The organism is Streptomyces sp. NPDC003284, from assembly GCF_053589675.1.
In genome coordinates, this window is the sequence record NZ_JBSFSI010000002.1 from 710,783 (window position 1) to 723,212 (window position 12,430).

10 protein-coding genes and 1 tRNA gene are annotated in these 12,430 nt (G+C 69.3%); 2 read left to right on the forward strand and 9 right to left on the reverse strand.

Features of this window, described 5'->3' with window-relative positions:
- Nucleotides 1–115 precede the first annotated feature (115 nt).
- The gene (pyk, locus tag ACWDYF_RS06650) at nucleotides 116–1,552 is read left to right on the forward strand and encodes a pyruvate kinase (RefSeq protein WP_389466706.1); all 1,437 of its coding nucleotides are present in this window, start codon (nucleotides 116–118) and stop codon (nucleotides 1,550–1,552) included.
- A 7-nt stretch (nucleotides 1,553–1,559) separates the two neighbouring features.
- Here pyk and ACWDYF_RS06655 read toward each other — a convergent pair whose 3' ends face one another.
- Both ACWDYF_RS06655 and ACWDYF_RS06660 read right to left on the reverse strand, forming a co-directional pair.
- The gene (locus tag ACWDYF_RS06655) at nucleotides 1,560–2,300 is read right to left on the reverse strand and encodes a helix-turn-helix domain-containing protein (protein ID WP_037893652.1); all 741 of its coding nucleotides are present in this window, start codon (nucleotides 2,298–2,300) and stop codon (nucleotides 1,560–1,562) included.
- A gap of 106 nt (nucleotides 2,301–2,406) precedes the next feature.
- Nucleotides 2,407–2,479 (reverse strand) — tRNA-Leu (locus ACWDYF_RS06660).
- A gap of 107 nt (nucleotides 2,480–2,586) precedes the next feature.
- On the opposite strand from ACWDYF_RS06660, the gene ACWDYF_RS06665 reads away from it, so the two are divergent.
- A complete protein-coding gene (locus ACWDYF_RS06665) occupies nucleotides 2,587–3,273 on the forward strand; it encodes an ANTAR domain-containing response regulator (protein ID WP_018567553.1) in 687 nt (228 codons plus the stop codon).
- 92 nt (nucleotides 3,274–3,365) lie between these two features.
- On the opposite strand, the gene ACWDYF_RS06670 is transcribed toward ACWDYF_RS06665, so the two are convergent.
- The 7 genes from ACWDYF_RS06670 to ACWDYF_RS06700 all read right to left on the reverse strand — a co-directional run bounded on the left by ACWDYF_RS06670 (nucleotide 3,366) and on the right by ACWDYF_RS06700 (nucleotide 12,415).
- A complete protein-coding gene (locus ACWDYF_RS06670) occupies nucleotides 3,366–4,082 on the reverse strand; it encodes an ABC transporter ATP-binding protein (RefSeq protein WP_381743801.1) in 717 nt (238 codons plus the stop codon).
- Nucleotides 4,079–4,942 (reverse strand): ABC transporter ATP-binding protein, encoded by an 864-nt coding sequence (locus ACWDYF_RS06675; protein ID WP_037893656.1) that lies wholly within the window; start codon nucleotides 4,940–4,942, stop codon nucleotides 4,079–4,081. The genes ACWDYF_RS06670 and ACWDYF_RS06675 overlap by 4 nt, the downstream gene beginning before the upstream one ends.
- 5 nt (nucleotides 4,943–4,947) lie before the next feature.
- Nucleotides 4,948–6,720: a branched-chain amino acid ABC transporter permease gene (locus ACWDYF_RS06680; protein WP_037873622.1), complete on the reverse strand. Its 1,773-nt coding sequence runs from the start codon at nucleotides 6,718–6,720 to the stop codon at nucleotides 4,948–4,950.
- Nucleotides 6,721–6,725: 5 nt separating this feature from the next.
- On the reverse strand, nucleotides 6,726–7,658 hold the full coding sequence (locus ACWDYF_RS06685; RefSeq protein WP_018567557.1) for a branched-chain amino acid ABC transporter permease: 933 nt from the start codon (nucleotides 7,656–7,658) through the stop codon (nucleotides 6,726–6,728).
- 109 nt (nucleotides 7,659–7,767) lie between these two features.
- Complete coding sequence (locus tag ACWDYF_RS06690) at nucleotides 7,768–8,997, reverse strand: branched-chain amino acid ABC transporter substrate-binding protein (RefSeq protein ID WP_018567558.1); 1,230 nt, start codon at nucleotides 8,995–8,997, stop codon at nucleotides 7,768–7,770.
- Between the two features lie 593 nt (nucleotides 8,998–9,590).
- Nucleotides 9,591–10,085 (reverse strand): PaaI family thioesterase, encoded by a 495-nt coding sequence (locus ACWDYF_RS06695; protein ID WP_381743802.1) that lies wholly within the window; start codon nucleotides 10,083–10,085, stop codon nucleotides 9,591–9,593.
- Nucleotides 10,086–10,135: 50 nt separating this feature from the next.
- A complete protein-coding gene (locus ACWDYF_RS06700; protein WP_389466698.1) occupies nucleotides 10,136–12,415 on the reverse strand; it encodes an FdhF/YdeP family oxidoreductase in 2,280 nt (759 codons plus the stop codon).
- Nucleotides 12,416–12,430 lie beyond the last annotated feature (15 nt).

Here is a 12,430-nt window from a genome sequence, read left to right on the forward strand (position 1 = left end):
CAGAGGAGCACCGCCCCGCACACTTCAACACTTGTCAATAACCCTTCATCCAAAGGTCGTTGAACAGTCACGTCGCACCAAATCCCTACCGACAGGTAAGGCCTAGGCTCACACCATGCGCCGAGCGAAGATCGTCTGTACCCTGGGGCCCGCCACCGACACGTACGACCGGATCAAAGCCCTGGTCGACGCCGGAATGGACGTCGCCCGCTTCAACCTCAGCCACGGCGAGCACGCCGAACACGACGAGCGCTACCAGCACGTACGCAAGGCCGCCGACGAGACCGGCCGCAGCATCGGCCTCCTCGCCGACCTTCAAGGCCCGAAGATCCGCCTCGGCCGCTTCCGCGAAGGACCCGTACTCCTCGAACGCGGCGACACCTTCACCATCACCGTCGAAGAAGGCGTCGAGGGCGACCGCCACCAGTGCGGCACCACCCACGCCGGCCTCGCCGCCGACGTCACCCCCGGCGAGCGCATCCTCGTCGACGACGGCAAGGTCGGCCTGGAGGTCACCGCCGTGGACGGACCCCGCGTCCGCACCCGCGTCACCGAGGGCGGCATGGTCTCCGACCACAAGGGCCTCAACCTCCCCGGCGTCGCCGTCTCCGTCCCCGCCCTGTCCAAGAAGGACGAGGACGACCTGCGCTGGGCGCTGCGCACCGGCTTCGACGTCATCGCGCTCTCGTTCGTGCGCAGCGGCCGCGACATCCTCGACGTCCACCGCATCATGGACGAGGAGGGCCGCCGCCTGCCCGTCATCGCCAAGATCGAGAAACCGCAGGCGGTCGAGGCCGTCGACGAGATCGTCGCCGCCTTCGACGGCATCATGGTCGCCCGCGGCGACCTCGGCGTCGAGATGCCCCTCGAACAGGTGCCCATCGTGCAGAAGCGCGCCGTGGAACTCGCCCGGCGCAACGCCAAGCCGGTGATCGTCGCCACCCAGATGCTGGACTCCATGATCGACAACTCCCGCCCCACCCGCGCGGAGGCCAGCGACGTCGCCAACGCCGTCATCGACGGCACCGACGCGGTGATGCTCTCCGGCGAGACCAGCGTCGGCAAGCACCCCGTCACCACCGTCCGCACCATGGCGAAGATCGTCGCCGCCGCCGAGGAGGTCATCCTCGCCCGCGGCCTGCCCCCGCTGACCGAGCACAACAAGCCCCGCACCCAGGGCGGCGCCGTCGCCCGCGCCGCCGCGGAGATCGGCGACTTCCTCGGCGCGCGGTTCCTCGTCGCCTTCACCCAGTCCGGCGACACCGCCCGCCGCCTCTCCCGCTACCGCTCACCCATCCCCGTCCTGGCCTTCACCCCCGAGCCCGCCACCCGCTCCCAGCTCAGCGCGACCTGGGGCGTCGAGACCTTCCTCGGCCCGCACGTCGACTCCACCGACGCCATGGTCGCCCAGGTCGACGAACTCCTCCTGCGCCACGGCCGCTGCGAGAAGGGCGACGTCGTCGTCATCACCGCCGGCTCCCCGCCCGGCGTCCCCGGCTCCACCAACCTGGTCCGCGTCCACCACATCGGCGAGGACGACCGGCCGCGGTAGGGGACCGTCAGTACTTGGGCCCGATGTGCGCGTCCATGAGGGCCACGGAGGCTCTGCGGGCGACGGAGATGTTCCAGCCGTGGGCCTTCCACTCGACACCCAGCCGGTCGAGGGTGTCGGTGCAGAGCCGCGTGATGTCCGCCGACAGGTTGGTGAAGAAGTACCGCGGGTACTCGTAGCGCTTGCGCTCACCGCCGACGAGACGGGTCGTCCAGTTGGTGATCCGGCAGCCGTCCGAGTGGATGAGCCCCCGGACGAACTCCCAGGGATACGCGTCGACGATCTCCTGCTGCCAGGGGGCGAGCGCGATGCGGCGCTCGTGCTTCCTGCCGGTGCCGTGCTGCGGGAACAGGCGGGGCCAGTGCCGGGAGTAGCTGGTGATCATGGTGCATCCCTGCTTCTGCTCGTCGTACACCCCGACGCCGGGCCGCACCGCCGTGATGGCCTCCCGGCACTCACGGAGGAGTCCGGGCCAGGCGTCGGCACATGCGATCCGCAGGTAGTGGCCGCCGCGCGGATGCGGGCTGAGACACCCGTCGCCCAGATACAGGCCCAGCAGATAGGCGTACGCCGCCTCGTCCGCGGGCGGCCCCGGGTCGGTGGGCGCCATGCGGGGAAGGGGTTCGAGGCGGACGCGCCAGGAGCGGATCGCGGCGCGGGAGACGCCGGTCTGCTTGCTGACGGAGTTCAGGCTGCGCCCTTGCGCGAGCAGGGCGAGGGCGTGCTTGCGCGTGCCGAGGTCGTACATGTGACCACCGTCGCGGGGCGGTGGCGACGGCACGCGGCAAAAAGCGGATGTTCACGAGAACGTGGACATCCGCTGGGGAAGCGTGACCTTGGGAACTGTGGAAAAGTACCCCGGGTCGGATTCGAACCGACGCTGGATGGTGTTTGAGACCATTGCCTCTACCGCTGGGCTACCGGGGCGCCCTTCGAAATGAAGATCGACGGTCACCCGCCGTGCCCCCACCTTACCGCAGCTAGGTACGCTCTTGGGAGCAGTATCTGCCTCCCCCGGAACAAGGAGCGCCCCCGTGACCGGCCCCGAGTCGCCCCAGTCCGTCGACGCCGCCGCCGGCGACGACACGTCGCATGTCCCGCCGCTGACGACCCGTGTGGTCATCGCCGAGGACGAGGCGCTGATCCGTCTCGATCTCAAGGAGATGCTGGAGGAGGAGGGCTACAGCGTCGTCGGTGAGGCCGGGGACGGTGAGCGGGCGGTGGAGCTGGCCCGGGAGCACCGGCCGGATCTGGTGATCCTGGATGTGAAGATGCCGAAGCTGGACGGCATCTCGGCGGCGGAGAAGATCGCCGAGGAGAGCATCGCCCCGGTGCTGATGCTGACGGCGTTCTCGCAGCGTGATCTGGTGGAGCGGGCGCGGGACGCCGGTGCGATGGCGTATCTGGTGAAGCCGTTCAGCAAGAGTGACGTGGTGCCGGCGATCGAGATGGCGGTGTCGCGGTTCACGGAGCTGCGGGCGCTGGAGAAGGAGGTCGCGGACCTCTCCCAGCGGCTGGAGACCCGGAAGCTGGTGGACCGGGCGAAGTCGGTGTTGCAGACGGAGTACGGGCTGACGGAGCCGGCGGCGTTCCGCTGGATCCAGAAGACGTCGATGGACCGCCGGATGTCGATGCAGCAGGTGGCGGAGGCGGTCATCCAGGACAGCGAGGAGAAGAAGGCGGCCAAGGGCGGGAAGCCGGTGCGGTCCGAGGAGGACTGAGCGGCGCCCGCCCGCCGGTGCGTACGGAGAGGCCCGCACCCCCTGACCGGGGTGCGGGCCTCTGCGTGTGCGGCGGGTGCGGTCCGGTGGGCTCAGTCCTCGCCGAGGTAGGCCTTGCGGACGGATTCGTCGTGCAGGAGGTCGCGTCCGGTGCCGGAGAGGACGATGTTGCCGACCTCCATGACGTGTCCCTGGTCGGCTAGGGAGAGCGCGGCCTGGGCGTTCTGTTCGACGAGCAGGATGGTGGTGCCCTGGGACTTCAGTTCGACGATCGTGGACATGATCTTCTGCATCATGATGGGCGACAGGCCCATGGACGGTTCGTCGAGCATGAGGAGCTTGGGCTGGGACATGAGGGCGCGGCCCATGGCGAGCATCTGCTGTTCGCCGCCGGAGAGGGTGCCGGCGGCCTGCTTGCGGCGTTCGCCGAGGATGGGGAAGAGGTCGTAGGCCCGCTGGATGTCCTTCTCGATGCCTTCTTTGTCCTTGCGGAGGAAGGCGCCGAGCTGGAGGTTCTCGGCGATGCTGAGCCGGGGGAAGATGTGCCGGCCCTCGGGGGAGTGGGCGAGTCCGAGGGCGACGATCTTGTGGGCGGGGACGCCGGTGAGCGGCCTGCCGTCGAAGAGGATCTTTCCGCCGCTGGGTTTGAGCAGGCCGGAGAGGGTGCGCAGGGTGGTGGTCTTGCCGGCGCCGTTGGTGCCGATGAGGGTGACGACCTCGCCCGCCTCGACGCTGAAGGAGATGCCTTTGACGGCCTCGATCTTGCCGTAGGCGACCCTGAGGTCCTCGACCTCCAGGAGTGCGGTCACTGGGCTTCTCCCTTGGTGCTGTGCTCCGCTTCGGCCTCGGCGGCTTCCGCCTCGGCCGCCTCGACCTCGGCGGCCTCCGCGTCGCCGGGGGCGCCTTCGAAGGGTTCGCCGAGGTAGGCGGCGACGACGCGTTCGTCGGCCTGGACGACGTCGGAGGTGCCCTCGATGAGTTTCTCGCCCTGGACGAGGACGGCGACGCGGTCGCAGAGGTTGAAGATGAACCGCATGTCGTGCTCGATGACGAGGACGGCGATGCCCTGCTCGCGGATGGCGAAGACGAGTTCTTCGGTGGCGCGGGTTTCCTGGGGGTTCATTCCGGCCGTGGGCTCGTCGAGGAGCAGCAGGCCGGGTTCGCTGGCGAGGGCGCGGGCGATCTCCAGTTTGCGCTGTTCGCCGTAGGGGAGATTGCGGGCGAGATGGTCGCGTTTGTGGGCGAGGCCGATGAACTGGAGCAGTTCCATGGCCCGTTCTTCGCTCGCTTTTTCCGCTTTCTTGAATCCGGGGCCGCGCAGGAGTGCGGACCAGAGTCCTTCTTTGGTGCGGGTGTGCCGTCCGATCAGCACGTTTTCCAGGACGGTCATGTTGGCGAAGAGCCGGATGTTCTGGAATGTGCGGGCGATTCCGGCCTGGGTGACCAGGTGGGGTTTGGGGGGAAGGACGGTTCCTTTGTAGGAGACGGTTCCTTCGGTGGGGACGTAGAGGCCGGTGAGGCAGTTGAAGAAGGTGGTCTTGCCGGCGCCGTTGGGTCCGATGAGTCCGACGATCTCGCCGCTGTTGACGGTGAAGTCGACGGAGCGTACGGCGGTGAGGCCGCCGAAGCGCATGGTGACGTCACGGGCTTCGAGTACTGGTGTCGTCATCGTCCTCACGCCCCTGCCTTGGTGACGGCCGGGTCCTCGGGGAGCGTCTTCTGTTCGGGTACGTCGAGTTGTCCGGTCTCGTGGAACTCCAGCTGGCGGCGGCGGTTGGCGATGATGCCCTCCGGCCGGAACCGCATGAGGAGGACGAGGGCGAGGCCGAAGGCGAGGAGTTCGTAGTTCTTGAGGAACTGGAGCTTCTCGGGGATGAGGTAGAGCATGCTGGCGCCGAGGAGGGGGCCGCTGACGGTGCCCATGCCGCCGAGGACGACGGCGGCCAGCAGGAACGCGGAGTTGGGCGGGGCGGCGCCGGCGAACTGGTAGGGCGTGGGGACGACGGAGTAGCTGACGTGGGCGCTGACGGTGCCGGCGAGTCCGGCGAGCGCGGCGCCGAGGGCGAAGGCGATGAGCTTGACGCGGAAGCCGTTGATGCCCATGGCGGTGGCGGCGGTCTCGTCCTCGCGGATGGCGACCCAGGAGCGGCCGATGCGGGAGTCGGCGGCGCGGGTGAAGACCAGTACGACGATGGCCGTGAAGATCAGCATCAGCAGGAAGTAGTTGGCGAAGCGGCCCAGGGTGAAGGAGCCGATGTCGTGCGGGTCGCCGAAGTTGAAGCCGAACATCTCCAGGTCGGGGATGTTGGCGATGCCGTTGGGGCCGTTGGTGATGTCGGGTCCGGAGGAGCCGTCGAGGTTGTTGACGGCGATGCGGAAGATCTCTCCGAAGCCGAGGGTGACGATGGCGAGGTAGTCGCCGCGCAGCCGCAGGGTGGGGGCGCCGATGAGGACGCCGAAGACGAGGGAGGCGCCCATGCCGACGAGGACGGCTCCCCAGAAGGGGAGTTGGGTGCCGGAGAAGCGGGAGTACTCGGAGCCGGAGACGAGGGCCGCGGCGTAGGCGCCGACGCCGAGGAAGGCGACGTAGCCGAGGTCGAGCAGGCCGGTGAGTCCGACAACGATGTTCAGGCCGAGCGCGACGGTGGCGAAGATGAGGATGTTGACGCCGATGTTGGCGTTGTGGTCCTCGGTCTGGGTGAAGGGGAAGATCGCCGCGGCGAGGAAGGCCATGGAGGTGGCGAATCCCTTGTGGCGGGCGTTGAGCGCGGAGAAGCGGTCGGTGAGTCCGGCGCTGAAGAGGGCCCAGGCGGAGAAGACGACGAGGAGTCCGAAGCCGCTGAAGGTCTCGCCGTACTCGTCGTCGGGGGTGCTGATGCCGTAGGTGAAGACGACGAGTCCGAGGGCGAGCGCGAGGGTGATGGCGACGCGTTCGGCCCAGGCGGGCAGCGGGGCGGGGCGGGGGATGTCGTCGGCCTTGGCGAAGTACGACTTCCAGGTGTCGCCGGGGCGCGGCAGGGCGAGGGCGCCGATGACGGGCAGCAGTGAGGCGACGGCGGCGACGTAGCCGCCGGGTTCGAGGTTGGCGAGGCCGCCGAGTTCGATGGCGATCGCGAGGATCGTGTACCAGGTGACGGCGAAGGCGGCCAGGGCGGTGAGGAAGACGGGGGCGGTGGTGCGGGCGGGGTTGAGCCAGCGCAGTCCGCGGACGTCCCAGAGGGTGAGGGCGTACAGGAGGGTGAGGATGCCGCCGGTGAGGGTGAGGAGCTGGAGTCCTGCCGGGTAGGCGGTGACGGTGAGGTCGCCGGGGAATTCGGCGGTCCAGGTCCAGGCGAGCATGGTGCTGGCGATGGTGGCGACGGCGCCGACGGTGGTGAGCAGCCGGGCGGCGCCGTGCGGCAGCGGGATGAGCGGGGTGCCCCGGTCGGGGCGGGTGGTGTCGGTCATGGTGCTCACGCCCTGTCCGCGACGCGTTCGCCGAGCAGGCCCTGTGGCCTGAAGAGGAGGACGAGGATGAGCAGGACGAAGGCCCATACGGAGGCCCAGCCCTGGCCGCCGAACTGGTCCATGCCGGGGATGTCGGCGATGTAGGCGGTGGCGAGTCCTTCGGCGAGGCCGAGGACGATGCCGCCGAGCATGGCGCCGTAGATGTTGCCGATGCCGCCGAGGACGGCGGCGGTGAAGGCCTTGAGTCCGGCGACGAAGCCCATGTCGTAGTTGACGCTGCCGACGCGGAAGCCCCAGGCGATGCCGGCGACGGCGGCGAAGAAGCCGCCGATGGCGAAGGCGATGACGATGATGCGGTTGGTGTCGATGCCCATGAGCTGGGCGGTGTCCGGGTCCTGGGCGGTGGCCTGCATGGCGCGGCCGGTGCGGGAGGTGCGGACGAAGAAGGCGAGGGCGCCCATGCAGAGGGGGGCGGCTATGAGGACGAAGAGTTCACCGGACTGGATCTTGAGGCTGTCGGTGATGTTGAACGGGCCGCCGGGCAGCTGGGGGAATTTGCGGGCGTTGTCGGCGTGCGGGTACCAGTTGAAGACGGCCTGCTGGAGGGCGAGGGAGAGGCCGATGGCGGTGATGAGGGGGGCGAGGCGTGGGGCGCCTCTGAGCGGCCGGTAGGCGAATCGTTCCGCTCCCACCGCGATGAGCACGGCCACCAGGCCGCCGCCGATCAGCATGAGGGGGAGGGCGATCCACATGGATGTGCCGTCGGGCAGGACGAGATAGACGGAGAGGGCGCCGAAGCCGCCGGTCATGAAGATCTCGCCGTGGGCGAAGTTGATGAGCTGGACGATGCCGTACACCATCGTGTAGCCGATGGCGATCAGCCCGTACATCGAGCCGAGAATCAGCCCGTTGGCCAGCTGTTGCGGCAGGGTGTGCACCGCAAGGCCTCCATGTGGGTGCGGAGAGTGACGGGGGAGAGAGGTCGGGCCGCGCGGTGACGGGTCGTCGTGGCCGCGCGGCCCTGGTGTCGTCCGTGCTGAAGCTGGGTCAGCTTGCGTTGTACGTACCGGTCTTGACGGACTTCCACGCACCGTTGGTGACTTGGTACAGGGTGAGCTGCTTGTTCTTGGTGTCGCCGTACTGGTCGAAGCCGACCGGTCCTGCGATGCCCTCGAAGTCGATCTTCTGGAGCTGGTCGACGACCTGCTGGCGGGCGTCGGAGGGGACCTTGCCGTCCTTCACGACGTTGCCGACGGCCTTGATGATGGCGGTGGCGGCGTCGTAGGAGTAGCCGCCGTAGGTGCCGTAGTCGCCCTTGTAGCCACCGGACTTGTACTTGTCGATGAACTCCTTGGCGGCGGGCAGGGTGTCGACGGGGACGCCGACGGAGGTGACGAAGTCGCCCTCGGCCGCCTTGCCGGCGGTCTGGATGTAGGTCGGTGTGAACATGCCGTCGCCGCCCATCAGCGGGATCTTGGCACCGGCGTCCTTGAGCTGCTTGGTGAGGACCTGCGACTCGTCGTACTGGCCGCCGTAGTAGAGGAGTTCGGCGCCCGAGTTCTTGATCTTGGTGACGAGGGTGGAGAAGTCCTTGTCACCGACGTTGATGTGGTCGGTGCCGGCGACGGTGCCGCCCTGCTCCTTGAACTTCTTGCCGAAGATCCCGGCCAGACCCGCTCCGTAGGTCTGCTTGTCGTCGACGACGAAGACCTTCTTCTTCTTGAGGGTCTTGAAGACGTAGTCGGCCGCGAAGCCGCCCTGCACCTCGTCGGTGATGGCGGTGCGGAAGTACGTCTTGAAGGGGCGGACCTTGTTGCCGGAGACCCAGTCCTTGCCCTGCGTCAGCTCGGGCGCGGTGTTGGACGGGGAGATCTCGGCCAGGTTCGCGGAGGCGAAGACCTTCTGCATGGTCTGCGCGACACCGGAGTTGAGCGGGCCGACGACGCCGAGGACGTCCTTGTTGGCGACCAGCTGGGAGGCGTTCTGCTGGCCGGTCGGCGGCAGGGCCTTGTCGTCGAGGGCGACGACCTTGAAGGTGACGCCGGGGACGAGCTTCTTCTCGTTGGCGTCCTTGACCGCGATCTCGACGCCGGACTGGATGCCGAGGCCGGTGGCGGAGTTCTGTCCCGTCAGCGGGGCGTCGACACCGATGACGACCGTGGTGCCGCCCTTGTCGTCGCCGCCCTTGTCGTCGCCTCCGCGGGAGCCGCACGCGGTGAGGGCCAGAGCTCCGGTCGTGAGGACGGAGGTGAGTATCACCAGGGAACGCTGTCGCACAATCAGTCCTTTCCGCAGGCATGTCCGCCCGGTGTGGGGGTGGCACAGGCCGCGCTGGTACCGAACTCCCGGTGGAGCGGTGACTGGCCGTGACTCTAAGCCTGGGGTGTGGCCATGGGCATGGTGGTGGACTGGCTTGTGACTTTCTTGTTATGCCGTTCCGGTTCAGGGGCTTCTCGGAAGGTCGCTCTCGGCCGGTTTGGTGGAATTCCCGTCCGGTCCGCATTCTGAGAATGCGCACTTCCGGTTGGCCGTCGGCGGGGCGGCGGCGGAGCGGGCCGCGAGCGCGCCGCGAGGCCCCGGAAAGATCATGCCGGGGGGTGTCCGCGAAGAGGAATCAGAGCCTTCGTATTGCTTCTGTGTTACGCAGTGTTACGCAGAAAAATGGAAGATCGCATTCAGCGACGGCCGGGAAGGCATGAATACGGATATCTGGAGTGCGATACGCCGGGATGTCCCGCCCTGCGTGGTAAACAGCGCGTTGGGGCTGATGGGGCCGGTGGTGTTCGTGATGCACGTGGTGCGTCACGGTGTCCGGGAATGCCGCAAGGGGCGGCCCGGCACACGACCGGACCGCCCCCTGCCCGCGCGGGTCAGCCCGTGGCGGCGGCCCGTGCGCCGTCCGCGTCCGCCGGCCGCGCCTCGCGCAGCAGACAGGTGAGCCGCGCGCTGCACACCCGCCGCCCCTGCTCGTCACTGATCACGATCTCGTACGTGGCCGTCGAGCGTCCCCGGTGCAGCGGCGTGGCCACACCGGTGACCGCGCCCGAACGCGCCCCGCGGTGATGCGTGCAGTTCAGGTCGACCCCCACGGCGATCCTGGAACTGCCGCCGTGCAGCATCGCGCCCACCGAGCCCAGGGTCTCGGCGAGGACGGCGGAGGCGCCGCCGTGCAGCAGCCCGTACGGCTGGGTGTTGCCCTCCACCGGCATGGTGCCGACGACACGCTCGGCCGACGCCTCGGTGATCCGCACGCCCATCCGGTTCCCGAGGTCGCCGGCGGAGAACAGGGCGGGCAGGTCGATGCCGAGGGCGGCGTACTCGTCGATGACCTCCTGAGGGAACTTCACGTGCTGCTGCTCGCCCATGGGCCCGGCTCCGTTCGTCGTCGGTCGGCACTACGCCACTGAGCGGACGCTCAGTCGGTCGCCGATTGTTCCAGACGCACCACGACGGACTTGCTGGCCGGGGTGTTGCTGGTGTCCGCGGTGGCGTCCAGGGGCACCAGGACGTTCGTCTCCGGGTAGTACGAGGCCGCGCAGCCGCGCGCGGTCGGGTAGTGCACCACCCGGAAGCCGCTCGCCCGCCGCTCCACGCCGTCCTTCCACTCGCCGACCAGGTCGACGTACGAGCCGTCGGCCACCCCGAGCCGCCGCGCGTCCTCGGGGTGGACGAGCACCACCCGGCGGCCGTTCCGGATGCCCCGGTAGCGGTCGTCCAGGCCGTAGATCGTGGTGTTGTACTGGTCGTGCGAGCGCAGCGTCTGGAGCAGCAGCCGCCCCTCGGGCAGCTCGGGGAACTCCACCGGGGCGGCCGTGAAGTTGGCCTTGCCGGTCGCGGTCGGGAAGCGGCGCTCGTCGCGCGGGGCGTGCGGCAGCGCGAAGCCGCCGGGGCGGGCCACGCGCGCGTTGAAGTCCTCGAAGCCGGGGACCACCCGCGCGATCCGGTCGCGGATCGCGCCGTAGTCCCGCTCGAACTCCTCCCACGGCACCACGCTGTCCTCGCCCAGCACCCGGCGGGCCAGCCGGGACACGATGGCCGGCTCCGACAGCAGCACCGGGCTCGCGGGCGCCAGCCGGCCCCGGGAGGCGTGCACCATGCCCATCGAGTCCTCGACCGTGACGAACTGCTCGCCGCCGCCCCGCACATCGCGCTCGGTGCGGCCGAGCGTGGGCAGGATCAGGGCGCGCGCGCCCGTGACGACGTGCGAGCGGTTGAGCTTGGTCGACACGTGCACGGTCAGCCGGGCCCGGCGCATGGCCGCCTCGGTGACCTCGGTGTCGGGCGAGGCGGAGACGAAGTTGCCGCCCATCGCGAAGAACACCTTCGCCTCGCCGTCGCGCAGGGCGCGGATCGCCCGGACGACGTCGTAGCCGTGCTCGCGCGGCGGCACGAAGCCGAACTCCTTCTCCAGGGCGTCCAGGAAGGCCGGGGCGGGACGCTCGAAGATGCCCATCGTGCGGTCGCCCTGCACATTGGAGTGCCCGCGCACCGGGCACACGCCCGCGCCCGTGCGCCCGATGTTGCCGCGCAGCAGCAGGAAGTTGACCACCTCGCGGATGGTCGGCACCGAGTGCTTGTGCTGGGTCAGGCCCATCGCCCAGCACACGATGACGCGCCGGGAGGCGAGCACCATGTCCAGGGCGCGCTCGATCTCCGCGCGGGTGAGGCCGGTCGCGGCGAGCGTCCGGTCCCAGTCGGCGGCGCGGGCGGCGGCCGCGAACTCCTCGTAGCCGTGCGTGTGCTCGCGGACGAACAGCTCGTCCACGGCGCCCGGGGTCTCAAGGATCAGCCGGTTGAGGAGGCGGAAGAGCGCCTGGTCGCCGCCGAGGCGGATCTGGAGGAACAGGTCCGTGAGCGCGGCACCGGCGGCCAGGCCCTTCGGTGTCTGCGGGTTCTTGAAGCGCTCCAGGCCGGCCTCGGGCAGCGGATTGACGCTGATGATCTTCGCGCCGTTCGACTTGGCCTTCTCCAGCGCGGAGAGCATGCGCGGATGGTTCGTCCCCGGGTTCTGGCCGGCCACGATGATCAGATCGGCCTGGTGGAGGTCCTCCAGCAGGACGCTGCCCTTGCCGACGCCGATCGTCTCCGACAGGGCCGAACCGGACGACTCGTGGCACATGTTCGAGCAGTCGGGCAGGTTGTTGGTGCCCAGCTCCCGCGCGAACAGCTGGTAGAGGAACGCGGCCTCGTTGCTGGTGCGGCCGGAGGTGTAGAAGACGGCCTCGTCGGGGGAGGAGAGCGCGGCGATCTCCTCGGCGACGATGCCGAAGGCGCGCTCCCAGGTGACCGGCTCGTAGTGGTCGGCGCCCTCCGGCAGATACATGGGGTGGGTCAGCCGCCCCTGCTGCCCCAGCCAGTAGCCGCTGCGGCCGGCCAGGTCCGACACGGGGTGCGCGGCGAAGAACTCCGGGGTGACCCGGCGCAGGGTCGCCTCCTCGGCGACCGCCTTCGCGCCGTTCTCGCAGAACTCCGCCGTGTGCCGGTGCTCCGGCTCGGGCCAGGCGCAGCCCGGACAGTCGAAGCCGTCCTTCTGGTTGACCCGCAGCAGGGTCAGCGCGGTGCGCTTGACCCCCATCTGCTGCCGGGCCATGCGCAGCGAGTGCCGGACGGCGGGCAGTCCCGCCGCCGCGTGCTCGGGCCCGTCCACCTGCGGCGCGTCCTGGACCGGATCACCCTTGGGCGGCTTGGTGGCCATCGGACGCTCTCCTTC

Excerpts from the sequence above, each read along its gene's own strand:
- ACWDYF_RS06655 (WP_037893652.1), bottom strand. The coding sequence starts at position 2,300 with ATGTACGACCTCGGCACGCGCAAGCACGCCCTCGCCCTGCTCGCGCAA.
- ACWDYF_RS06680 (WP_037873622.1), bottom strand. The coding sequence starts at position 6,720 with ATGACCGACACCACCCGCCCCGACCGGGGCACCCCGCTCATCCCGCTG.
- pyk (WP_389466706.1), top strand. The coding sequence starts at position 116 with ATGCGCCGAGCGAAGATCGTCTGTACCCTGGGGCCCGCCACCGACACG.
- ACWDYF_RS06700 (WP_389466698.1), bottom strand. The coding sequence starts at position 12,415 with ATGGCCACCAAGCCGCCCAAGGGTGATCCGGTCCAGGACGCGCCGCAG.
- ACWDYF_RS06695 (WP_381743802.1), bottom strand. The coding sequence starts at position 10,085 with ATGGGCGAGCAGCAGCACGTGAAGTTCCCTCAGGAGGTCATCGACGAG.
- ACWDYF_RS06675 (WP_037893656.1), bottom strand. The coding sequence starts at position 4,942 with ATGACGACACCAGTACTCGAAGCCCGTGACGTCACCATGCGCTTCGGC.